The sequence below is a fragment of the Azospirillum halopraeferens DSM 3675 genome, from assembly GCF_000429625.1.
In the GTDB taxonomy this organism is placed as follows: domain Bacteria; phylum Pseudomonadota; class Alphaproteobacteria; order Azospirillales; family Azospirillaceae; genus Azospirillum; species Azospirillum halopraeferens.
On the sequence record NZ_AUCF01000001.1, the window covers coordinates 396,576 to 417,668 of the forward strand.

The window sequence follows — 21,093 nt, forward strand, 5'->3', positions numbered from 1 at the left end:
TGGCCGAAGGCGCGATGCTGGTCGACAGTCACTGCCACCTGGACTTTCCCGATTTCGCCGACGACCTGGACGAGATCGTGGCGCGCGCCCGGCGGGCCGGGGTGGGGCGCATGGTCACCATCTGCACCCACCTGTCCCGCTTCGACCGGGTGCGGGCGATCGCCGAACGGTATGACGACGTGCTCTGTTCCCTCGGCGTCCACCCCCACAACGCCGGGGAGGAACTGGACGAGGCGACCGAGGACCGGCTGGTCGCCCTGGCCGCCCACCCCAAGGTGGTCGGGCTGGGCGAAACGGGGCTGGACTATTACTACGACAAGAGCCCCCGCGAAGCGCAGCGGGAGAGCTTCCGCCGCCACATCCGGGCGGCGCTGCGCACCGGCCTGCCGCTGATCGTTCACACCCGCGACGCCGACGCGGACACCATGCGCATCGTGCGGGAGGAGGCCACCGGCAGCGGCCTGAAGGGGTTGCTGCACTGCTTCAGCTCCACCCGGCAACTGGCTGAAGACGCACTGGATTTCGGCTTCCACATCTCGCTGTCGGGGATCGTCACCTTCAAGAAGTCGGACGAATTGCGGGCGATCGTGGCCGACGTGCCGCTGGACCGCATCCTGGTGGAGACCGACGCGCCGTACCTGGCCCCCATGCCGTTCCGCGGCAAACGCAACGAGCCGGCCTATGTGGTCAACACCGCCCGCGTGGTGGCGGAGGTGAAGGGGCTGGACCCGGCCGAACTGGCGCGGCGGAGCACGGAGAACTTCTTCCGTCTGTTCGACCGCGCGGCGGGCGCCGCGCGCGACGCGGCCGCGTGACCGCCGTGCGCGTCACCGTGCTGGGCTGTGGCGGTTCGGCCGGCGTGCCGGTGATCGGCGGCCAGTGGGGCCACTGCGATCCCGCCAACCCCCGCAACCGCCGGCTCCGGCCGTCGGCGCTGGTGGAGGCGGGCGGGGCGGCCCTGCTGATCGACACCACGCCGGATCTGCGCCAGCAACTGCTGGACGCCGGGGTGCGGCGGCTGGACGGCGTGCTCTACACCCACCAGCACGCCGACCATTGCCACGGCATCGACGAGTTGCGGGAGATCTGCCGCCTGATGCACGGGGCCATCCCGGCCTACGGCATGGCCGCGCATCTGGAGGAGCTGAAGCGGCGCTTCGCCTATTGCTTCGACCCGCTGCCGGCCGGGCACGGGTTCTACCGTCCGGTCCTGGAAGCGGTGCCGGTGGACGGACCGTTCGCCGTGGCCGGCGTGCCGGTCCTGCCGATCCTGCAGGACCACGGCTACACCCTGACGTACGGCTTCCGCATCGGCGCCTTCGCCTATTCCACCGACGTGGTCCGCCTGGATGAGACGGCCTTCGCCGCCCTGGAGGGCATCGACACCTGGATCGTCGATTGCACCCGCGAGGAACCCCACCCGGTGCACGCCCATCTGGACCTGACGCTGGAATGGATCGCCCGCGTGCGGCCGCGGCAGGCGGTGCTCACCCACATGAACAACAGCCTGGACTACGACTCGCTCCGCCGCAAGCTGCCGGCGGGCGTCGAACCGGGCTACGACGGCATGGTGCTCGAGGTTCCCGGTCTCTGATCACCCATCGACGAACAGTCCGATGCGGCCGGCGATGAACCGTTCCGCCGCGGCCTCCGCCGCTTCGGTGGCGTACTTCGGGGCCAGCTTGAACACATCCCGATAAACCTTTGCCGTCGCGTCGATGGCGGCGGGCAGGGCGTTGCGCACGGCGGTGTGGACCGCTTGCGGCAGGACCGCGAGGTCATCGCCCGGGGAGCGGAAGACCTCCACGGCGCGCCGGCGGCGGGCGGCGGCGCGTTCCGCGGGAAGAGAATGGGGCGCCTCCAGCAGCGTGCTGGGCACCAGGGTCGCCTGCAGGGCGTCCATGCGGAACTGGCGTTCGTAGGCGATGCGGATCGCGCCGCGCTCGGCCAGGGCCGGCTCGATGACCGGGTCGATCAGACCGGCGATCCGGCGCCATTCGGGACGGTCGAACAGCAGGGCAGGGGCGTCGGTGCAGACGTCCGGCCGGCTGTCGCGCACCCCGCCCCAGAACGCCCCGAACGCCTCGAACGCCGCCTGCCCGTGCCGGGTCAGCAGAAAGCACGGCACGTCCAGGTCGGTCGTCGACAGCACATGGCGCAGGAAGAACAGCACGGTCGCCGTCGACCCGCCGGCAATGTCGCCGAGGTTGCGGATCTCCTCCATGAGGTACCGATCGTCGGGCAGCCCGCCGTCCAGGATCTCCGCCACCAGCCGGCGGTTCTCGGCAAGGGTTTCCGGCGACCGCCGGTCGATCACCTCGGTCCCCGGCACCGGTGCGGCGCCGATGTGATAGAGGTAAACCCGCCAGGCCTTGGCCGCGGGATCATCGTACCGTTCCAGCTCCTGCGCCGCCGCCTCGGGTGTCCGCTCGATGGCCGCCACGGCCGCGGTCACCGCACCGCGATCCGCCGACGCCGGTGCCGCCGCCGTGATGAGAAGCGCCGGCACCAGGGCCAGGACACGGGCGAAACGCTGTGCAACGGACTGCCGCATGGAGGTATCGTCATCGGATTGCCGGACCGGGCGCGCACCATAATGGATCCGGGCCGAACACCGCCAGAGCCGCCCTGCTCCGGGCATGCGCTTATTTTCCATAATGTCGATTATCTGATTTTTTGCTGTAAGCGGCTGAATTCAAGATTGAAGTGCGCCGCCGGGGCCGGTGTCGTCTGCTACCGGCCCCGAACCGCTCCTTTGTCAGGTGTCCGACCGCGCCGGAGTGTCCACTGTCACCCGGACCAGCGCATGGCGCTTGCGGCCGGCGGACAGGCGGGCCGAGCCGTCGGCACTCAGGTCGGCCGTGGTGAGCACGGCGGCTTCACCGGTGACCACGGCGCCGTTCAGCCGGGCACCGGCATCGCGGATCAAGCGGCGCGCGTCCCCCCTGGACGCGGCGAACTGCGCCTGCACCAGCAGATCGACCACGGGAATGCCGACGGATGGGTCTCCGGCGACCGTAATCGTCGGCAGCCCGTCGGGCGCCGTCGCGGAGGTGAAGGTCCGGCGGGCGGTTTCGGCCGCCCGTTCGGCGTGGTCGTCGCCGTGGCAGAGGCGGGTGGCTTCCGTGGCCAGGATCACTTTCGCCTCGTTGATCCCCGCACCGTCGGCGCGCTCCAGGCTCTCGATGTCGGCCAGGGGCAGTTCGGTGAAGAGGCGCAGGAAACGGCCGACATCGGCATCATCGGTGTTGCGCCAGAACTGCCAGAATTCATAGGGGGACAGCTTGTCGGCGTTCAGCCACACGGCGCCCGAGGCGGTCTTCCCCATCTTGGCGCCCGACGCCGTGGTCAGCAGCGGCGTGGTCAACCCGAACAGGTCCCTGCCCTCCGTGCGCCGTCCCAGGTCGATGCCGTTGACGATGTTGCCCCATTGGTCGGACCCGCCCATCTGCAACGTGCAGCCGTACCGGCGCGCCAGTTCGACGAAATCGAACCCCTGGAGAATCATGTAGTTGAACTCCAGGAACGACAGCGGCTGCTCCCGCTCCAGCCGCAGCCGGACGGAGTCGAATCCCAGCATGCGGTTGACGGTGAAGTGGCGCCCCACGTCCCGCAGCAGGTCGATGTACCGCAATCCGTCCAGCCAGTCGGCGTTGTCGACCATGACCGCATCGGTCGGCCCCTTGCCGAACGTCAGGTATCTCGCGAAGACCGAACGGATGCCGGCGGCGTTGGCGGCGATGCGCTCGTCGTCCAGCATGGGCCGGCTGGCGTCGCGGAAGCTGGGATCACCGATCCGCGTCGTCCCGCCACCGATCAGCACGATCGGCTTATGGCCCGTGCGCTGGAGCCAGCGCAGCGCCATGATGGAGACGAGATGGCCGACGTGCAGGCTGTCCGCCGTCGCGTCGAACCCGACGTAGGCGGTGACCGGACCGCGGGCCAGTCCCGCGTCCAACGCCTCGGGATCGCTGCACTGGTTGAGGAAGCCGCGCTCGGCCAGCGTCCGCAGGAAGGCGGAACGGTGCGGCCGGCTCGGGGGAACGGGATGCATCATGATGGCACGGATCTCCGGGAAAGTGCCACGTCCCGGAGGTCTGCCGTCACCACGCGCCGCCGGTCCGCGGCGGCATGGTGTTCAGGTCAAAGCCGAACGACGCCGCCCCTGAAGGACAGCGCATAATAGGCGCAGGCGGTGCTGGCTCGCTCGGTCATGGCCGGACCCTAGGCAGGACCGCCCCCCGGGTCAAGCCCCTTCGCGCCCGCCACCCGCCGATGCCCCGGCGCCGCGGGCGAGCGCGTCGGCCAGGTCCGGGTTCAGGGCGGCGCCCAGGGCCGCCACCTGCGACGCGATGGCGAAATCGCCCGCCGCCACGGCGGCCAGCAGCTCGCCGCGGGTCATCGTCTCCACCCGCATCTCCTCCAGGTCGCCGGAGTCCGGCTCGGCGACGGTGCGGCAGCCGCGGGCCAGGAACAGGTGGCAGAGGTTGCCGCGCAGGTTGCCCATGGTGGCGTAGGCGCCGAGGTCGGTCCACGCTTCCGCCTCGCAGCCCGTCTCCTCCAGCAGTTCGCGGCGGGCGCACGCCAGCGGTGTCTCACCCGCGTCCAGGGTGCCGGCGGGAAAGTTCACGTTCACCCGGCGCGCGCCGTGCTTGTACTGGCGCAGCACGACGAACCGGCCGTCGGCGGTCTCCGGCACGATGATGACGAACGCCGGCGCGTCGACCTGGTGGAACTCGACGCGGCGGCCGTCCGGCAGCTCCAGCGCCTCCACCCGGATCTTCAGCCAGGGCTCGTGGGTGTAGACGTCGCGGCTGTGCAGCACCGTCCATGGCTCCAGGGTCTTGCGCTCGCCGGTCATGGGGTCGCCCCTCCCCTCTCATTCATAGGGCGGCCGGGTGAAGCCGGCCGGCGACAGGGTGAAGATCTCGCAGCCGTCCTCGGTGATGCCCACCTGGTGTTCGAACTGGGCCGACAGGGAGCGGTCGCGGGTCACCGTGGTCCAGCCGTCGGACAGGATCTTCACGTCCCGCTTGCCAGCGTTCAGCATCGGTTCGATGGTGAAGACCATGCCGGGAACCAGCAGCGTCCCCTGCCCCGGCTTGCCGAAATGGTCGACGTGCGGGGCATCGTGGAAGACCCGGCCGATGCCGTGCCCGCCGAACTCCCGCACCACGGTGAACCGGTTGGCCTCGGCCAGGGTCTGGATGGCATGGCCGACGTCGCCCAGGTGGTTGCCGGGCTTCGCCTGCGCGATGCCCGCCATCATCGCGTCGTAGGTCAGCTCCACCAGCTTGCGGGCCCGCACGCCGATGCCGTCGCCGACGTAGAACATGCGGCTGGTGTCGCCGTACCAGCCGTCGAGGATCACGGTGACGTCGATGTTGACGATGTCGCCCCGGGCCAGGCGCTTGTCGTCGCTGGGGATGCCATGGTTGACCACGTGGTTCGGCGAGATGCAGCTCGCCGCCGGATAGCCCTTGTAGCCCACCGTCGCGGGAATGGCGCCGTGGTCGCGCATGAAGCCTTCGATCAGCCGGTCGAGGTGGCCGGTGGCCACGCCGGGGACCACGTGGGGCGTGATGTAGTCCAGGGTTTCCGCCGCCAGACGCCCGGCCCGGCGCAGGCCGGCGAAATCGTCGGCGGTGTACAGCGGGATGGGCCGCCCCTCATGGTCGGTGGTGACCGCGCGCTCGCCGCCCGCGGTGATGGTCGTCGCCTCTTGCTTCATCATCCGTGCCCTTTCGTTCGGGCGTCACCTTGGTCAATCCGCGACGTCCGGGCAAGCCGCTTTCGCCCTATCCTTCCGCGCAGGGCCGTCACCCATAGGAGTCAGGGGGGTGGCATGCTATATGAGCGTCGCGCGACCCGTTCCGTTCCCCGAAGAGATAGCGTCCGGCATTGGCTAAACCGTCTTCCCGTTTCGTCTGCCAGTCGTGCGGCGCGTCCTTCCCGAAATGGGCGGGGCGCTGCGATGCCTGCGGCGAGTGGAACACCCTGGTGGAGGAGGCGGTCCCCGATGCCGCCCCGAAGGGGCTGGGCACCGCCAAGGGGCGGCGCATCGACTTCGTCGGCCTGGCGGGCGCGGCGCAGCCGGCGCCGCGGCGCACCACCGGCATCGCCGAACTGGACCGGGTGTGCGGCGGCGGGCTGGTGCCGGGATCGGCGGTGCTGATCGGCGGCGATCCCGGCATCGGCAAATCGACGCTGCTGTTGCAGGCCATGGCGTGCCTGGCGCAAGAGCATCGCTGCGCCTACGTCTCGGGGGAGGAGGCGGTGGACCAGGTCCGCCTGCGCGCCCGCCGCCTGGGCGTGGCGTCGGCGCCGGTGGCGCTGGCCTCGGCCACCAACGTGCGCGACATCGCCGCGTCCCTGGACGCCGCGGACGGGCCGGAGGTGGCGGTCATCGATTCCGTGCAGACCATGTATGTGGACACCCTGGACAGCGCGCCGGGCACGGTGGCTCAGGTCCGCGCCTCGGCGCAGGAGTTGATCCGCGTGGCCAAGCGGCGCGGCGTCGTGCTGCTGCTGGTGGGCCACGTCACCAAGGAAGGCACCATCGCCGGCCCGCGGGTGCTGGAGCACATGGTGGACACCGTCCTCTACTTCGAGGGGGAGCGGGGGCATCAGTTCCGCATCCTGCGCGCCGTCAAGAACCGCTTCGGGCCGACCGACGAGATCGGCGTCTTCGAGATGACCGACGGCGGCCTGGCGGAAGTCGCCAACCCCTCCGCCCTGTTCCTGGCGGAGCGGCGCGGCGACGTGTCCGGTGCGGCTGTCTTCGCGGGGATGGAGGGCACCCGTCCCGTCCTGGTGGAGGTCCAGGCCCTGGTCGCCCCCTCCCCGCTCGGCACGCCGCGCCGCGCCGTGGTGGGATGGGACTCCGCGCGCCTGGCCATGGTTCTGGCGGTGCTGGAAGCGCGCTGCGGCGTTCAGATCGGCGCCAACGACGTTTATCTCAACGTGGCCGGCGGCCTGCGGGTGACCGAACCGGCGGCGGATCTGGCGGTCGCCGCCGCCCTGGTGTCCTCCCTGACCGGGGAGCCAGTACCGTCGGACACCGTGGTGTTCGGCGAGATCGGCCTGTCGGGCGAGGTGCGGGCGGTCAGCCAGGCGGACCCCCGCCTCAAGGAAGCCGCAAAGCTGGGGTTTTCAAGAGCGCTCATTCCGGCTAGACGAAGCGGCGGGCGCGCGGACGGCATGCTGCGCACGGTCGAGCTGCACCACCTGGGGGAGCTGATGCCCCTGTTCGAGGGTGACGGCGACGGCCGGCGGGCACGGTCACGGTAAGGGACGGTATCAAGGATAGGGCGTGATGGAGAATTTTCCGATCAACCCGGCGGACCTCGCGGTCTTCGCCGTGCTGCTGCTGTCCGCCATTCTGGCCTTCACCCGCGGCATGGTGGCCGAGGTGCTGTCGGTGGCGTCCTGGATCGGGGCGGCGTTCGCCACGCTGTACGCCCTGCCTCACGTCCTGCCGGTGGCGCGCGAGTACATCCAGTTCGAGATGCTGGCCTACGCCGCCTCCGCCGCCGGCGTGTTCATCCTGTCCCTGGCCCTCCTGACCATCCTGTCCGGCCGGCTGGCGCGGCGGGTGCAGAACTCGCAGCTTTCCGCCCTCGACCGCTCCCTCGGGTTCGTCTTCGGCCTATTCAAGGGTGCGATCCTGGTGTCGGTCGCCTATCTGTTCTTTGCCTGGCTGGTGCCGCCCGCCGAACACCCGGCCTGGCTCCAGCAGGCCAAGACCCGGCCGCTGCTGGCGACCGGCGCCGGCGCGATCTATGAGTTCGTGCCGGAGCACATGCGTGCGGAGGGGCTCAGCCGGGCCGACCTGGCGCGCGAACGGGCCCGTCAGGCGATCGAGGCAAAGGAAGCGCTGGACCGCCTTTCCACGCCGATGCCCGGACAAACCAAGACGACGGGTGCGCCGCCCCCGGATACCGGCTATAAGGATCGAGATCGCGGCGATCTCGAGCGACTGATCCAGAACACCCGCTGAGGACCCGCCCGGTGCCACACGAGGACCATTCTCCGATGCTGACGACGCATCCCTACGATGACGACAAGCTGCGCGAGGAGTGCGGCGTGTTCGGCATCCGCCGTCACGCCCAGGCTGCCGCGGTCACGGCGCTCGGGCTGCACGCCCTGCAGCACCGCGGCCAGGAGGCGGCCGGCATCGTCAGCAGCGACGGCAAGGAATGTTTCGTCGAGCACACGCTGGGTTTGGTGGGCGACCACTTCTCCAGCGAGGCGGTGATCGGCAAGCTGAAGGGCCAGTCGGCCATCGGCCACGTGCGCTACGCCACCACCGGTGGCGCCACCATGCGCAACGTCCAGCCCCTCTACGCCGATTTCGACTTCGGCGGCTTCGCGCTGGCCCACAACGGCAACCTGACCAACGCCCTGACGCTCAAGCGCCAGCTCGTGCGGCGGGGCTGTCTGTTCCAGTCCACCAGCGACACGGAGGTGATCGTCCACCTCATGGCGCTGGCCCGCGGCGGCTCCGCGGTCGACCGGATGATCGAAGCGGTGCGCCAGATCGAGGGCGCCTTCTCCCTCGTCGCCCTGACCGGTGACACGGTGATCGGCATGCGCGACCCGCTGGGCGTGCGGCCGCTGGTGCTGGGCCGGCTGGGCGACGCCCACCTCCTGGCCAGCGAGACCTGCGCCTTCGACATCGTCGGCGCCGAATACGTCCGCGACGTGGAGCCGGGCGAGATGGTGGTGCTGGACGACGGCGGCGTCCACAGCGTGCGCCCCTTCCAGCCGACCAACCGGCGGTTCTGCATCTTCGAATACATCTATTTCGCCCGTCCCGACAGCGTGATGGACGGCAGCTCGGTGTACGAGGCGCGCCAGAACATCGGGCGCGAGCTGGCGCGCGAGGCCGGCGTCGAGGCCGACCTGGTGGTGCCCGTGCCCGACAGCGGTGTCCCCGCGGCGCTGGGCTTCGCGGCGCAGAGCGGCACCCCGTTCGAACTGGGCATCATCCGCAACCACTATGTCGGCCGCACCTTCATCGAGCCGACGGACCAGATCCGCCACCTGGGCGTCAAGCTGAAGCACAACGCCAACCGGGCGATGATCGAGGGCAAGCGGGTCGTGCTGGTGGACGACTCCATCGTGCGCGGCACCACCTCGAAGAAGATCGTGGAGATGATGCGCTCGGCCGGCGCCCGGGAGGTGCACATGCGCATCTCCAGCCCGCCGACATCGCACGCCTGCTTCTACGGCATCGACACGCCGGAGCAGAGCAAGCTGCTGGCCCACCGCATGTCGGTGGAGGAGATGCGCGCCTTCATCGGTGCCGACAGCCTGGCCTTCATCTCGCTGGACGGCCTGTACCGCGCCATGGGCGAGGACCGGCGGGATCCTGAGCGGCTGCGCTACTGCGACGCCTGCTTCACCGGTGATTATCCGATCGCGCTGACCGACCGGGACGCGCAGGAATCCAATCACAACACCGCCGAACTGCCGCGCCGCGCGGCCGTGCGGGCCTGACGAAGGAGGAACGGGGGATGGCCGAGGGGATCAACCGGTGCGCCACGGCTGTCGCCGCATCGCTGCTGGTCATGGCGGTGGCAGCGGCCCCCGCGGCAGCGTCGGACCGGACGACGGCGTGGGATGTCGGCCACCTCCTCTCCCCCCTCCCCGCCTACCTGATGCCCGATCCCGTCGCCGATCTCGCGGATCCGGCCATGACCGACCGCGCCGCCGGCTGGTGCGCCCGCGGCGCCGTCATGAGCACCCTGTTCACCGTGGCCTTCGCCGTGCCCGCCATGGCCAGCGGCGTCGGCGTTCCCCTCGCCACCACCGAACTGGCCGCGGCCGCGGGCAGCGGCTGCGGTTTCGGCGTGGTCTGGGGGGCCGCCATGTCGGGCGCCGTCTGGGCCGCCCGCACCTACCTCATCGAGCCGTCCCTTGCGGTGCCCGCAGCGCCGACCCTGGACGTCTCCTACACCCCGCCGGCGCCGGCCCGCTGAAGCGGCCTCGCCCCTTTCGCCGAGAGATTCCCACGTCCATGTCCCGTCTTGCCGGGCGCATCGCCCTCATCACCGGTGCCTCCCGCGGCATCGGTGCCGCCGTTGCCAAACGGTTCGCCGCCGAAGGCGCGCACGTCATCCTGACCGCCCGGACCTCCGGCGGTCTGGAGGAAACCGACGACGCGATCCGCACCGCCACCGGGCAGAGCGCCACCCTGGTTCCCCTCGACCTGCGCAAGTTCGACCAGATCGACCAGCTCGGTCAGGCCGTGTTCGACCGGTTCCGGCGACTGGACATCATCGTCGGCAACGCCGGCGTGCTGGAAGCGCTGGGGCCGGTGGCCCAGTACGATCCCAAGCACTGGCAGCGGATCTTCGACGTCAACGTCACCGCCAACTTCCGGCTGATCCGCAGCTTCGACCGGCTGCTGCGCGCCTCCGACGCGGGACGGGCGGTGTTCGTCACGTCCGGCGCAGCCACCGCCCCCTACCCTTACTGGGGCGCCTACGCGGCCTCCAAGGCAGCGCTGGAGATGATGGTGCGCACCTACGCCATGGAGATTGCCCGCTCCCCGCTGAAGGTCAATCTGGTGGACCCCGGCGTGGTGGCCACCCGCCTGCGCGCCCAGGGCTTCCCCGGCGAGGACCAGTCCAGGCTGACCCCGCCCGAAGCGGTGACCGACGCGTTCGTGGATCTGGCCGATCCCGCCTGCACCCGCCACGGCGAGGTGGTGCGCGTTCAGGAGTGATCGGGGCGCCGGCGCCGGCACCCCTCAGGGCGCCGGCGTCAGCCGGGTTTCCGGAAGGCCGGCGCGCGGGTCCGCAACCACGCAGTTGCGGCCGCGGTGCTTGGCCTCGTACAGCGCCTCGTCGGCGCGCTTGATCAGCCCTTCGGCCGTGTCGCCCAGCCGGCCGCCAACCGCCACGCCGATGGACACCGTCACGCCGATGGCCCCCGGCGGAGCGGAGATCGCGAACGGCGCATCGCCGATGCGGCCACGCAAACGCTCGGCCACCGCCAGGGCGGCTTCGCCGTCGGTGTCGGGCAGGATCACCAGGAATTCCTCACCGCCGAGACGGGCGACCAGGTCGAAGGTCCGCAGATTGCGGCTGGACCGGTCCGCCACCTCCTTCAGCACGCCGTCGCCGACATCGTGGCCGAAGGTGTCGTTCACCGCCTTGAAGTGGTCGATGTCGAACATCAGCACCGACACCGGCTTGTGATTGTCGATCGCCCGCTCCAGCAGGCGCGGCAGGTGGGCGTTGACGTAACGGCGGTTGAAGACACCGGTCAGGCTGTCGGTCAGGGCCATGGACAGGCTCTGCTCGAAATTGGCGCGCAGCCGGTCCTGATAGCGCTTGCGGCGGATCTGGGTGCGCACCCGCGCCAGCAGTTCGTTGCGGTCGATCGGCTTGATGACGTAGTCGTTGGCCCCCAGCTCCAGCCCCTTGGCGACGCGGTTGAGGTCGCCCTCGTCAACCGCCAGCAGGATCGGCACCTGGCGGGTCCGTTCGTGGGAACGCAACTGCGAACACAGGCGCAGCCCGTCCTCGTTCAGCAGGGTCAGGCTGATGATGACCAGATCGAAGTCGTCGTTCAGCGCCCGTTCCAGGGCCCGCGCGCAGGTGTCGGCGGCCACCGCGTGATCGCTGTCGCGGTGCAGGGCCTCGACGATCTTGTCCAGGTCGAGCGCCGAATCCTCCAGCACCAGGACCCGCGCCTTTTCCGACGGTTCCGATTGCAGGGTCCCGGTCGGAGCCAGCACGCCGAACTGGCCGGACGTGGTTTCCCGCAGGCGCCATTCGTCCATCATCATCTTCAGGCGGACCAGCGAGCGCACCCGGGCGAACAGGGCGATGTCGTTGACCGGCTTGGTCAGGAAATCGTCAGCCCCGGCCTCCAGCCCGCGCACGCGGTCGGCCACGTCGGACAGGGCCGTGACCATGACCACCGGAATGTGCATGGTCGCCGGGTCGGAGCGGATGCGCTCGCACACCTCGAATCCATCCATTCCCGGCATCATGACGTCCAGGAGGACGATGTCGGGCGATTCCCGCTTGACCAGTTCCAGTGCTTCCGGGCCGTTGTACGCACTGATGACGTCGAAATACTCGCGCGTCAGCTTTGCCGCAAGCAGCTTGACATTCGGCAGCACATCATCGACGACAAGTACGCGCGCGGACATTGCAGACCTTTATCCGATTCCCGTGACGAGCCGTCTCAGCTCAGAAACTTCTGAACGGATTGGAGGAACCTGGTCACCGAGATGGGCTTGGCGATGTAATCCTCGCACCCCCCTTCCCGGATCTTCTCCTCGTCTCCCTTCATGGCGAAGGCGGTGACGGCGATGACCGGTATGGACTTCAGCTCCTCATCCTCCTTCAGCCATTTGGTGACCTCAAGCCCGGAGACCTCGGGCAACTGGATGTCCATGAGGATCAGGTCGGGTCGATGCTCCCGCGCCATCTTCAGGGCTTCGATGCCGTCGCGGGTCTGAAGCGTGGCGTAGCCGTGCGCCTCCAGCAAATCGTGGAAGAGCTTCATGTTCAGCTCGTTGTCCTCCACGATGAGCACCCGTTTGGTCCGCGTCCCCGTCGTCGGCGTGTCGCCGGCCCCGTTCGCTTGCGAAGACATCAGGGTGCTCCTTGCTGGTCGCTGCCGTGTCCGGTAGTACCGACGGGTCCGTATAACCCTTTCTCTATGGGGGCGCGACGGTTAAATTGTCGTTAGCAACCGCAGCCACCGGCTGTGTCCGGCGAAGGCGCGATGTGACGTGAATCCAGCGTGGCCGGTGTTACGCCCCGGTTGCGCAGATCGGTCTTCCGGACTTTGGCCGTGTGCGTCTTCGGCAGGGCATCCATCACCTCCACATAGCGCGGCACGGCGTAGCGCGGCAACTCCCGGCGGGCGAATTCGACGACCGCCGCCGGTTCGACCGTGGCTCCCGGCACCGGAACCACCACGACCATGATCTCGTCCTCTCCGTCGGCAAGCCCGGACGGAACGGCGAAGGCGGCAACCTCCTCGACGCCGGCCATGCCGGCGATCACCGTCTCGATCTCGTAGGAGGAGACGTTCTCGCCGCGCCGGCGGATGCAATCCTTGATGCGGTCGACGAAGGTCACGGTGCCGTCCGGCGCCATCACGCCGGCATCGCCCGTGCGGAACCACAGGTTCTGCCAGGCTTCGACGGTCTTGTCCGGCATGCGGTGGTAGCCGGTCATGAAACCGCGGGCCGCCTTCGGGCGAACGACGATCTCGCCGACCCGGCCCGGCGGCAGCGGCAGGTCGGTGTCGGGATCATGGATCTCCACCGCGAAATAGCGCTCGTAGACGCGCCCGCAGGTCCCCGGCCGCGGTATGCCCCGCTCGCCGTAGAGCGGAATGTTCACCTCCGTCATGCCGTAGAGGCCGATCACGTCGGGGATGGCGAAACGCTCGCGCAGCACCGCCTCCAGGGCCGCCGGGTTGGGGGCGCAGCCGATGACGCGCAGACGATGGTCGCGATCCTCCGGCCGCGGCGGCTGCGCGGCCACGAAGGCGGTGACGGCCCCCAGTGAGTTGGTCACGGTCGCCCCGGTGCGCCGCACGTCGTCGAGCCAGGCGGATGCGCTGAACCGCTTGCGCAGCACCGCCGACGCGCCGGCGATCAGCGTCGCACCCAACTGCATGTACAGCGCGTTGGCGTGGAACATGGGCAGCACCACGTAGAACACGTCGTCGGGAGTCATCGCGTAATGGTCGATGCTGCCCAGCCCGAACAGGAACGTGTGGGCGTGCGGCATCACGACCCCCTTCGACGGCCCTGTGGTGCCGGAGGTGTACATCACGCACGCGGTGTCCCCCGCCTTCGGCAGCGGGCCACCCCATGGCTCCATATCCCGCCACCCGTCAAAGGGTATGCGTGGCCGCTCCCCCGCCGGAGCGGCCGCACCGTCGGTCACCACCAACGCCCCGGGAAGCGGCAGCCGCGCGGCAGCCGCATCGAACCGGGGGGCCGCAGCGGCGGTGGTGACGGCGAGGCGCGCCTCGCAGTTGGCCAACTGATGCTCCAGCAGGGCGCCCCGGAGGTCGGTGTTGAGGGCCACCATCACCGCCCCCAGCCGGCCGAGCCCCAGCCAGACGCGCACGAAGTCGAGGCCGTTGGGCAGCATCACCGCGACGGGGTCCCCCGGACGCACCCCCTGCGCGGCGAACCAGGCGGCGACCCGGGCGGCGTCGGCCGCCGCCTCGGCATAGGTCAGCCCGCCGCCATCGACCATGGCGACGAAGCGCTGCCCGCCCCGTTCGCCTGCCTGCCACTCCAGAACCTCCGGCAGCGCCCAGCGTGCCTCGTCCCGCAGGTGCACGTACATGCGCGTCCTCCCCGTATGCCGCTGTTTTGGGCAGACGGTATCGGGCGCCGCGGCGGCGGACAAGCCGGCCGAAGGGCCGGGGTTCGCCCGCTTACACGCCCCGGCGCAGCGCCGCGGTGTGCACCGGGGCGTCCCACAGGCGCATGGTCTCCCCATCGAGCATGGAGAGGGTGACCGAGCAGCCCGCCATCTCCAGCGACGTCACATAGTTGCCGACCAGGGACCGTGCGATGGTCACGCCGCTGCCCTGCAAGCGGCGGCGGACCGCGTCGTACATCAGGTAAAGCTCCATCAGCGGCGTGCCGCCGAAGCCGTTGACCAGCAGCAGGGCGTCGCCGGAAGCCTGGTCGGCCAGATCGCCCAGCACGGCCTCCACCATCTCCGCGGCGATGGCGTCGGCTCCCATCAGGGGCACGCGGCGCCGGCCGGGCTCGCCGTGGATGCCCACACCCATTTCCATCTCATCCTCGGCCAGGGTGAAGGTGGGCTTGCCGGCCGCCGGCACGGTGCAACTGGTCAGCGCGATCCCCATGGAGCGGGTGCGGGCGTTGACCCGTTCCCCCAGCAGCCGGAGGGTGTCCAGGTCCCTGCCCTCCTCCGCGGCGGCGCCGACGATCTTCTCGACGATCATGGTGCCGGCCACGCCGCGCCGGCCGGTGGAGAAGGTCGAGGCTTCAACCGCCACGTCGTCGTTGGTGAGCACGGTGGCAACGGGGCGGTCCAGCATCTCGCGCGCCATGTCGAAGTTCATGACGTCGCCTTCGTAGTTCTTGACGATGAACAGCACGCCGGCGCCGCTTTCCACCGCCTCGGCCGCCGCCAGCATCTGGTCGGGCGTGGGCGACGTGAAGACCTGTCCGGGGCAGGCGGCGTCGAGCATGCCGAGGCCGACGAAGCCGGCGTGCAGCGGCTCGTGGCCGGAGCCGCCGCCGGAGATCAGCGCGACCTTGCCGGGCACCGGCGCGGCGCGGCGCACGAAGCGGTGCTCCGGGTCGGCGACGACGATGTCCGCGTGGGCGGCACAGAATCCGGCCAGACTCTCGGCCAGCACGGTGTCGACGCCGTTGATCAGCTTTTTCATGTGTCGTCCTCCCCGATCCTTCTCGTTGTGCGTCATACGGTCGGCAATTGATCACTTCCATCAATTGCCGACCGTCAAACCCGGCAGATCAATGCCTTGGCATTGATCGAGAGGGTGATACCGGCGGCATTCTTCAGATGCCGCCGGTATCAGTCGTCGTGCAGAAGCTGCGCCACCCGGGCGGCGAACTCGGTCACGATGGCGTCCAGTTTGCGGTTGCGGTCCGCATCCTCCAGGTCCGGCACCTCGACGCTGATGCGGCGCGTGCGGTGCCGCTCGTGCAGCAGGCGCAGCCGGCGCGGGTGCGCCAGGCGGTAGGCGGCCAGGAACGAGTCACGGTCCGCCGGTGCGAAATGGCAGATCTCGAAGATCTGCTCCAGGTGCTGGGCCGGCACCGGTGTCGGGTTGCCGGGGCTGGCCATCTGCGACACGAAGCTGCGGTTCTTGCCGATCGCCTCGGCCAGCCGCTGCCGCGTGCCCGACGGCCGCAGGTTCAGCACCCGCTGCAGGATGCGCTTGTAGGCGACCAGCGGCGATTGCGCGTCGTCGCTGCCGATGGCAGCCTCGCTCATGGTCGGGCGCTCCAGCCGGCGACCGCGGCCTTGACGGCGGCCACCGCGGTCGGGGTCACCGACAGGGTGCGCAGCCCCGCCGCCAGCAGATCCGCGACGTGCTCCCGCTCGCCGGCGAGGTCGCCGCACAGGCTGACCTCCCGCCCCGTCGCGGCGCCGTGGACGGCGACCCGGGCGATCAGTTCCATCACGGCCGCCGTCGGCCGGGCCAGGTCGGCCAGTTCCGGCTCGTCGCGGCTGGCCGCCATGGTGTACTGGATCAGGTCGTTGCTGCCGATCGAGTAGAAGTCCGCCGGGAAGGCGGCGACCGCCAGGGCTGCCGCCGGCACCTCCACCATCATGCCCAGCGGCGGGCGGGCCGCCGGCACCCCGGCGGCGGCGAGGTCGGCCACGGCGGCGTCCAGCAGCGCCCGGCAGCGCTCCATCTCCTCCGGCACGCTGACCATGGGCACCATGACCTTGAGCGGGCCGGCCGTGGCGGCGCGCGCCAGGGCGCGGAGCTGCACCGTGAACACCTCCGGCCGGCGCAGGGACAGCCGCACGCCGCGCACGCCGAGAAAGGGGTTGCTCTCCCCCGGCCGGGTCAGACCGGGGACCGGCTTGTCGCCGCCGGCGTCCAGCGTGCGGACCGTCACCGGCCGCCCTCCCGCCAGGTCGAGGATGCGGCGGTATACGGCAAGCTGCTCCTCCTCGTCCGGCAGGTGATGGCGGCCGTCGAACAGGAATTCGGTGCGCACCAGCCCGACGCCGTCGGTGTGGGCAGGATCAATCCCGGCCAATTCCTCCGGGCCGGCGATGTTGATCAGCACGCGCACCCGCTCTCCGTCGGCGGTGACCGCGGGGCGCGCCAGGAAGGTCTCCTCCCGGGCTCGCCGCCCGTCGCTCTCGGCCCGCCGGGCGGCGAAGGCAGCGGCGGCGGCGGGGTCCGGCTCGACCACCAGGGTCCCGGCCTCGCCGTCCAGCAGGGCCGGCCGGCCGTCCTCCAGACCGTCGGCGTCCACCCCCACCACCATGGGTACGCCGCGGGCGCGGGCCAGGATCGCCACGTGGCTGGTGGTGCTGCCGCGGCCGAGGGCCAGCCCGCCGCCGGCCCACGCCACCGCCAGGAAGCGCGAGGGCGGCAGGTCGCGTGCAACGAGGATGGCGTCGCCGGGGATCGCCTCCTCCGCCTCACCGGCGAGGCGGCGCAGAACGCGGTCGCGCAGGTCGGCCAGATCGGCGGCGCGGGCCCTGAAATAGGCATCCTCCGCCGCGGCGTAATCCGCCACCTGGGCGTCCAGGGCGGCGCGGAACGCCGCGTCGGCGGGCGCCCCCGCGGCGATGGCCGCGAAGGCCGGCTCGCTCAGCGCCTCGTCCTCCAGCAGGGCGAGCTGGAAAGCCAGCATGCCCTCGGCGTCGGCGTCATCGCCGGCGGCGGCGGTGAGATCCGCCAGATCAGCGGCGGCGGCGGCCATGGCGTCGCGCAGATCCGCCGCCTCGCGCTCCGGCGGGCCGGCGTCGCGCGCGGACGTCGCGCCGTCCCCCTCGTCCAGCCGCCGCAGCGGGCCGGAGGCGAGGCCGGGGGCGGCGGGCCGGCCGCGGCGGACCGTCACCGGTCGGGCGTCGTCAGTCGCCATCATCGAAATCCCGTTCCACCAGCCCGACCAGAGCCTCCACCGCGGCACCGGCGTCCTCGCCCTCGGCGCGGAAATGCAGCACGGTGTTCCTGGGGGCCTTGGCCGCCATGACCTTGACGATGCTCTTGGCGTCGATCCACGGCCCGTCGGGCGACAGGCCCAGGTCGATGCGGCTGCGGAAGCTCTTGGCCAGCTTGGTCAGCTTCACCGAGGGGCGGGCGTGCAGCCCGACCTCGTGGCGCATCAGGATGGATCCGTTCACCTGACCGTTCATCGCGTCCGTCCTCACGCCGGCTTCAGTTCTTCGGCGGTGCGCCGCACCTCGTCGAGGGTGGACCCCGCCGACGCCTCGGTCGCCGCCATGACCGCCCCTTCCACGATGGGGGCGTTGCACAGGACGACGCGGCCGCGCCGTTCGTCGTCCAGCATCTCGATGGCCATTTCGCTGTTGGTCTCGGCCCCGCCCAGATCGACCAGCACCGCCACGCCCGCCTCCGACCACGCCCGGCCGATGGCGTCCATGATGTCGGGAACGCTGGTCCCCAGCCCCCCGTCGGGGTTGCCGCCGCACCAGGCCAGCGGCACCTCGTCGCCCACCATCTGGCGGACCATGTCGGCGGTGCCCCGCGCCACGTCGGGCGAATGCGACACGATGACGATTCCCACGTTTGCGTTCACGCCCGTTCCTCCAAACACGTCACCACCGCTTCGATCATCAGGGCCGACGAGCGCGCCCCGGGGTCCATATGCCCGATGCTGCGCTCCCCCAGGAAGGAGGCACGGCCGCGCACCGCCCGCATGGGGACCGTGGCCTGCGCCGCCGCGTGCGCGGCATCGGCCAGCCGGCCGGGCACGCCGTCGCCGCCGCGGCGCAGATCATCGAGGACCGGCACCAGCACGTCGAGCATCGTCTTCTGCCCCGCGTCGGACTTGCCGCGCGCCTTGACCGCGTCTACCGCCGCGGCCAGGGCGGCGATCAGCTCGTCGCCCGACGGCCGCTCCGGCAGGGTTTTGCCCAGGGTCAGGAACAGCGTTCCGTACAGCGGGCCGGACGCGCCGCCCACCCGCATGACCAGCGTCTTGCCGATCTCCGCCAGGGCGGCCGGCAGGGGCCGGGCGGCAAGGTCGGGGGCGGCGGCCAGCACCGCCTCGAACCCCCGCTTCATGTTCAGCCCGTGGTCGCCGTCGCCGATCGCCTGGTCGAGGGCGGTCAGTTCGTCGGCGTGGGCGATCATCCGTTCGGCGATGGCGCGGATCAGGCGCTCCCGCACCGCGGAGTCGGTCGTCGGATCGACCGTCATGGACGCATACTCCCCATCATTGCGGCGGCCGCGGCCGCCGGGCCGGGCGGCACGTCGATGCGCACGCCGTCGGCATCGAAGCAGACCGGATCGGTCAGTTCCACCACAACCCGGTCCCCGGCCTTCAGCGGCGCGTGCGCGTCGGCCAGAACCACCAGGGTGTGGCCCCCCACCTCCACATGCAGATGACTCTGGTCCCCCAGATGTTCCACCCGGTGGATCAGCGCCGGCCGGCCGTTGGGACCGGCGGCGCCCAGGCGCAGATGCTCGGTGCGGGCCCCGATGGTGTGCGTGCCCGGCGGAGCCGCCGGAGCGGGGAGCACGCCGGCCGGGATCAGGTTGATGGCGGGCGTGCCGAGCCGGGCCGCGACGTGGACGCTGCACGGCCGCTCGTACACTTCCCGCGGCGTGCCCACCTGGACGAGACGGCCGCGGTCGAGCACACCGATCCGGGTGGCCAGGGTCATCGCCTCGATCTGGTCGTGGGTGACGTACAGGATGGTGGCGCCCATCTCGTCCTTGATCCGCTTCAGCTCCAGCCGCAGTTCGGAGCGCAGCTTGGCGTCGAGGGCCGACAGCGGCTCGTCCATCAGGTAGACCGCGGGACGGCGGACCAGGGCGCGGCCGATGGCCACACGCTGCATCTCGCCCCCCGACAGGCGGGTGGCCCGGTTGCCCAGCTTGTGATCGATGCGCAGCAGGGCGGCGATGCGTTCCACCCGCAGGCGGATGGCCGCCTCCGGCTCCCGCCGCATGGGGGAGCGCAGGGGGAACGCCAGGTTGTCGTAGACGGTCAGGTGCGGGTAGAGCGAGAACTGCTGGAAGACGAAGGCGACGTCGCGCCCGGCCGGCGGCACGTCGGTGACCGGCCGGCCGCCGATGGACACCGTTCCGGCCTCCGGCCGCTCCAGCCCGGCGACGACGCGCAGGGCCGTCGTCTTGCCGGCCCCGGTCGGCCCCAGCAGCACCACCAGCTCCCCGTCCCCAACCGTCAGCGACAGGTCGTCCAGCGCCGTGGCGCCGCCGAAGCGCTTGGTCACGCCGGTCAGGCTCACCTCAGCCATGACGCACCTCCGCCGCCCGGCGGGTGTCGGGATGGTCGGGTTCGTGCAGCGCGCTGCGCAACACCCGGCCGGTCGCCGCATCGAACAGGGAGAGCCCGTCGGGGCGCAGGGCCAGCCCGACCGTTTCTCCGGTGCGCACGTCACGGCCGGACGGGATGCGCGCCTTGACGGTGCCGTGCGCCGTTTCCACCGTGACGATCTGCGTGGTGCCCATGTATTCCGCCCCGAGCACCCGGCCGCGCAGCGGCGCGTCGTCGGCAAAGCGGATGTGCTCCGGCCGGACGCCTAGGGCGAGCGGCCCCGGCGGTCGGTCCTCGTGCAGTTCCGGGACGGCAACGAGGGCGCCGCCGGGCCGCACCTGGCGGTCACCGCGGCGCACCGCGCCCTCGAAGGTCAGGAAGTTCATGGGCGGCGATCCCAGGAAGTCGGCCACGTACATGGTGGCGGGGCGGTCGTAGATCTCCTGCGGCGGCCCGACCTGTTCGACGATGCCGTGGTTCATCACGGCGATGCGGTCGGCCATGGACATGGCCTCCATCTGATCGTGGGTGACATAGACGGTGGTGGCGCCCAACCGGTCGTGCAGGTCCCGCAGTTCCCCGCACATGAGGTGGCGGAACTCGGTGTCCAGAGCGCCCAGCGGCTCGTCCATCAGGAACGCCTTGGGCCGGCGCACGATGGCGCGGCCCAGCGCCACGCGCTGGCGGTCGCCGCCGGACAGGCCCGACACCGGGCGGTCCAGCAGGTGGTCGATGCGCAGCAGGCGCGCCGTCTCCTCCACCCGCCGCCGCACCTCCGCACGCCCGACCCCCTGGCACACCAGGGGAAAGCCGATGTTGCGGCGCACGTTCATGTGTGGATACAGCGCGTACATCTGGAAGACGAAGGCGATGTCGCGGGCGGCGGCGCGGCGCATGGTGACGTCCTCGCCGTCCAGCAGGATGCGGCCCGAGGTGGGCAGTTCCAGCCCGGCGATCATCCGCAGGGTCGTGGTCTTGCCGCACCCCGACGGGCCCAGCATGACGAAGAAGGTGCCGTCCCCGATGGTGAGGGTGGAGTCCTGCACGGCGATGAAGCTGCCGAACTCCTTGCGCACGTGTTCGATCCGGATCTCGGCCAT

22 protein-coding genes are annotated in these 21,093 nt (G+C 70.7%); 7 read left to right on the forward strand and 15 right to left on the reverse strand.

The genetic code is table 11. The features are described 5' to 3' along the window. Positions 1–14: 14 nt before the first annotated feature. Both G472_RS0101890 and G472_RS0101895 read left to right on the forward strand, forming a co-directional pair. Entirely contained in the window at positions 15–815 is an 801-nt protein-coding gene (locus G472_RS0101890; protein WP_029007008.1) for a TatD family hydrolase, read from the forward strand. 5 nt (positions 816–820) lie between these two features. Further along, entirely contained in the window at positions 821–1,594 is a 774-nt protein-coding gene (locus G472_RS0101895; protein ID WP_029007009.1) for an MBL fold metallo-hydrolase, read from the forward strand. Here G472_RS0101895 and G472_RS0101900 read toward each other — a convergent pair whose 3' ends face one another. The 4 genes from G472_RS0101900 to map all read right to left on the reverse strand — a co-directional run bounded on the left by G472_RS0101900 (position 1,595) and on the right by map (position 5,731). After that, positions 1,595–2,554, reverse strand: a complete 960-nt coding sequence (locus G472_RS0101900; RefSeq protein ID WP_029007010.1) for a hypothetical protein — start codon at positions 2,552–2,554, stop codon at positions 1,595–1,597. It abuts the gene before it with no gap. A gap of 204 nt (positions 2,555–2,758) precedes the next feature. After that, positions 2,759–4,054 (reverse strand): tyrosine--tRNA ligase, encoded by a 1,296-nt coding sequence (gene tyrS, locus G472_RS0101905; protein ID WP_029007011.1) that lies wholly within the window; start codon positions 4,052–4,054, stop codon positions 2,759–2,761. Positions 4,055–4,246: 192 nt separating this feature from the next. Next, positions 4,247–4,861, reverse strand: coding sequence for an NUDIX hydrolase (locus G472_RS30740; RefSeq protein WP_051340163.1), 615 nt, complete (start codon positions 4,859–4,861; stop codon positions 4,247–4,249). 18 nt (positions 4,862–4,879) lie between these two features. Beyond that, complete coding sequence (map, locus tag G472_RS0101915; RefSeq protein WP_051340312.1) at positions 4,880–5,731, reverse strand: type I methionyl aminopeptidase; 852 nt, start codon at positions 5,729–5,731, stop codon at positions 4,880–4,882. Positions 5,732–5,901: 170 nt separating this feature from the next. Here map and radA point away from each other — a divergent pair, with 170 nt between their 5' ends. From radA to G472_RS0101940, 5 genes are read left to right on the forward strand one after another with little or no spacing between them, the layout of a single operon-like run. Beyond that, on the forward strand, positions 5,902–7,290 hold the full coding sequence (gene radA / locus G472_RS0101920) for a DNA repair protein RadA (protein ID WP_029007013.1): 1,389 nt from the start codon (positions 5,902–5,904) through the stop codon (positions 7,288–7,290). Between the two features lie 25 nt (positions 7,291–7,315). Then, positions 7,316–7,999, forward strand: coding sequence for a CvpA family protein (locus G472_RS0101925; protein ID WP_029007014.1), 684 nt, complete (start codon positions 7,316–7,318; stop codon positions 7,997–7,999). Between the two features lie 35 nt (positions 8,000–8,034). Then, on the forward strand, positions 8,035–9,501 hold the full coding sequence (gene purF / locus G472_RS0101930; protein ID WP_029007015.1) for an amidophosphoribosyltransferase: 1,467 nt from the start codon (positions 8,035–8,037) through the stop codon (positions 9,499–9,501). A gap of 17 nt (positions 9,502–9,518) precedes the next feature. Next, positions 9,519–9,983 carry a hypothetical protein gene (locus G472_RS0101935; protein WP_029007016.1) on the forward strand — a complete coding sequence of 155 codons (465 nt, stop codon included), beginning with the start codon at positions 9,519–9,521 and terminating at the stop codon, positions 9,981–9,983. A gap of 38 nt (positions 9,984–10,021) precedes the next feature. Beyond that, on the forward strand, positions 10,022–10,732 hold the full coding sequence (locus G472_RS0101940; protein ID WP_029007017.1) for an SDR family NAD(P)-dependent oxidoreductase: 711 nt from the start codon (positions 10,022–10,024) through the stop codon (positions 10,730–10,732). A 24-nt stretch (positions 10,733–10,756) separates the two neighbouring features. Here the strand turns inward: G472_RS0101940 and G472_RS0101945 are convergent, their stop codons facing one another. The 11 genes from G472_RS0101945 to G472_RS0101995 form a co-directional block, all read right to left on the reverse strand. Further along, entirely contained in the window at positions 10,757–12,169 is a 1,413-nt protein-coding gene (locus tag G472_RS0101945) for a PleD family two-component system response regulator (RefSeq protein ID WP_029007018.1), read from the reverse strand. Positions 12,170–12,204: 35 nt separating this feature from the next. Then, positions 12,205–12,618, reverse strand: coding sequence for a response regulator (locus G472_RS0101950; protein ID WP_051340165.1), 414 nt, complete (start codon positions 12,616–12,618; stop codon positions 12,205–12,207). A gap of 92 nt (positions 12,619–12,710) precedes the next feature. Next, complete coding sequence (locus G472_RS30745) at positions 12,711–14,339, reverse strand: AMP-binding protein (RefSeq protein ID WP_051340166.1); 1,629 nt, start codon at positions 14,337–14,339, stop codon at positions 12,711–12,713. A gap of 91 nt (positions 14,340–14,430) precedes the next feature. Continuing rightward, the gene (gene dhaK / locus G472_RS0101960; protein ID WP_029007020.1) at positions 14,431–15,420 is read right to left on the reverse strand and encodes a dihydroxyacetone kinase subunit DhaK; all 990 of its coding nucleotides are present in this window, start codon (positions 15,418–15,420) and stop codon (positions 14,431–14,433) included. A gap of 149 nt (positions 15,421–15,569) precedes the next feature. Beyond that, positions 15,570–15,992, reverse strand: a complete 423-nt coding sequence (locus tag G472_RS0101965; protein WP_029007021.1) for a hypothetical protein — start codon at positions 15,990–15,992, stop codon at positions 15,570–15,572. Beyond that, positions 15,989–17,608 (reverse strand): phosphoenolpyruvate--protein phosphotransferase, encoded by a 1,620-nt coding sequence (ptsP, locus tag G472_RS0101970; protein ID WP_051340168.1) that lies wholly within the window; start codon positions 17,606–17,608, stop codon positions 15,989–15,991. Before ptsP ends, G472_RS0101965 begins: the two co-directional genes overlap by 4 nt. Then, a complete protein-coding gene (locus tag G472_RS0101975) occupies positions 17,598–17,882 on the reverse strand; it encodes an HPr family phosphocarrier protein (protein WP_029007023.1) in 285 nt (94 codons plus the stop codon). Before G472_RS0101975 ends, ptsP begins: the two co-directional genes overlap by 11 nt. Before the next feature lie 11 nt (positions 17,883–17,893). Further along, positions 17,894–18,286 (reverse strand): dihydroxyacetone kinase phosphoryl donor subunit DhaM, encoded by a 393-nt coding sequence (gene dhaM, locus G472_RS0101980; RefSeq protein ID WP_035690670.1) that lies wholly within the window; start codon positions 18,284–18,286, stop codon positions 17,894–17,896. Next, complete coding sequence (dhaL, locus tag G472_RS0101985) at positions 18,283–18,909, reverse strand: dihydroxyacetone kinase subunit DhaL (RefSeq protein WP_035690671.1); 627 nt, start codon at positions 18,907–18,909, stop codon at positions 18,283–18,285. Before dhaL ends, dhaM begins: the two co-directional genes overlap by 4 nt. After that, the gene (locus G472_RS30750) at positions 18,906–19,973 is read right to left on the reverse strand and encodes an ABC transporter ATP-binding protein (protein ID WP_051340170.1); all 1,068 of its coding nucleotides are present in this window, start codon (positions 19,971–19,973) and stop codon (positions 18,906–18,908) included. The genes dhaL and G472_RS30750 overlap by 4 nt, the downstream gene beginning before the upstream one ends. Then, a complete protein-coding gene (locus tag G472_RS0101995) occupies positions 19,966–21,093 on the reverse strand; it encodes an ABC transporter ATP-binding protein (RefSeq protein ID WP_029007026.1) in 1,128 nt (375 codons plus the stop codon). The genes G472_RS30750 and G472_RS0101995 overlap by 8 nt, the downstream gene beginning before the upstream one ends.

Coding starts and splice junctions, on each gene's coding strand:
- G472_RS30740 (WP_051340163.1), bottom strand. CDS start 4,861: ATGACCGGCGAGCGCAAGACCCTGGAGCCATGGACGGTGCTGCACAGC.
- dhaL (WP_035690671.1), bottom strand. CDS start 18,909: ATGACGGTCGATCCGACGACCGACTCCGCGGTGCGGGAGCGCCTGATC.
- purF (WP_029007015.1), top strand. CDS start 8,035: ATGCTGACGACGCATCCCTACGATGACGACAAGCTGCGCGAGGAGTGC.
- G472_RS0101995 (WP_029007026.1), bottom strand. CDS start 21,093: ATGGCCGAGATCCGGATCGAACACGTGCGCAAGGAGTTCGGCAGCTTC.
- map (WP_051340312.1), bottom strand. CDS start 5,731: ATGAAGCAAGAGGCGACGACCATCACCGCGGGCGGCGAGCGCGCGGTC.
- G472_RS0101935 (WP_029007016.1), top strand. CDS start 9,519: ATGGCCGAGGGGATCAACCGGTGCGCCACGGCTGTCGCCGCATCGCTG.
- G472_RS0101900 (WP_029007010.1), bottom strand. CDS start 2,554: ATGCGGCAGTCCGTTGCACAGCGTTTCGCCCGTGTCCTGGCCCTGGTG.
- G472_RS0101890 (WP_029007008.1), top strand. CDS start 15: ATGCTGGTCGACAGTCACTGCCACCTGGACTTTCCCGATTTCGCCGAC.
- tyrS (WP_029007011.1), bottom strand. CDS start 4,054: ATGCATCCCGTTCCCCCGAGCCGGCCGCACCGTTCCGCCTTCCTGCGG.
- G472_RS0101940 (WP_029007017.1), top strand. CDS start 10,022: ATGTCCCGTCTTGCCGGGCGCATCGCCCTCATCACCGGTGCCTCCCGC.
- G472_RS0101975 (WP_029007023.1), bottom strand. CDS start 17,882: ATGAACGGTCAGGTGAACGGATCCATCCTGATGCGCCACGAGGTCGGG.
- G472_RS0101950 (WP_051340165.1), bottom strand. CDS start 12,618: ATGTCTTCGCAAGCGAACGGGGCCGGCGACACGCCGACGACGGGGACG.
- G472_RS0101965 (WP_029007021.1), bottom strand. CDS start 15,992: ATGAGCGAGGCTGCCATCGGCAGCGACGACGCGCAATCGCCGCTGGTC.
- G472_RS30745 (WP_051340166.1), bottom strand. CDS start 14,339: ATGTACGTGCACCTGCGGGACGAGGCACGCTGGGCGCTGCCGGAGGTT.
- G472_RS30750 (WP_051340170.1), bottom strand. CDS start 19,973: ATGGCTGAGGTGAGCCTGACCGGCGTGACCAAGCGCTTCGGCGGCGCC.
- ptsP (WP_051340168.1), bottom strand. CDS start 17,608: ATGGCGACTGACGACGCCCGACCGGTGACGGTCCGCCGCGGCCGGCCC.
- dhaK (WP_029007020.1), bottom strand. CDS start 15,420: ATGAAAAAGCTGATCAACGGCGTCGACACCGTGCTGGCCGAGAGTCTG.
- G472_RS0101945 (WP_029007018.1), bottom strand. CDS start 12,169: ATGTCCGCGCGCGTACTTGTCGTCGATGATGTGCTGCCGAATGTCAAG.
- G472_RS0101925 (WP_029007014.1), top strand. CDS start 7,316: ATGGAGAATTTTCCGATCAACCCGGCGGACCTCGCGGTCTTCGCCGTG.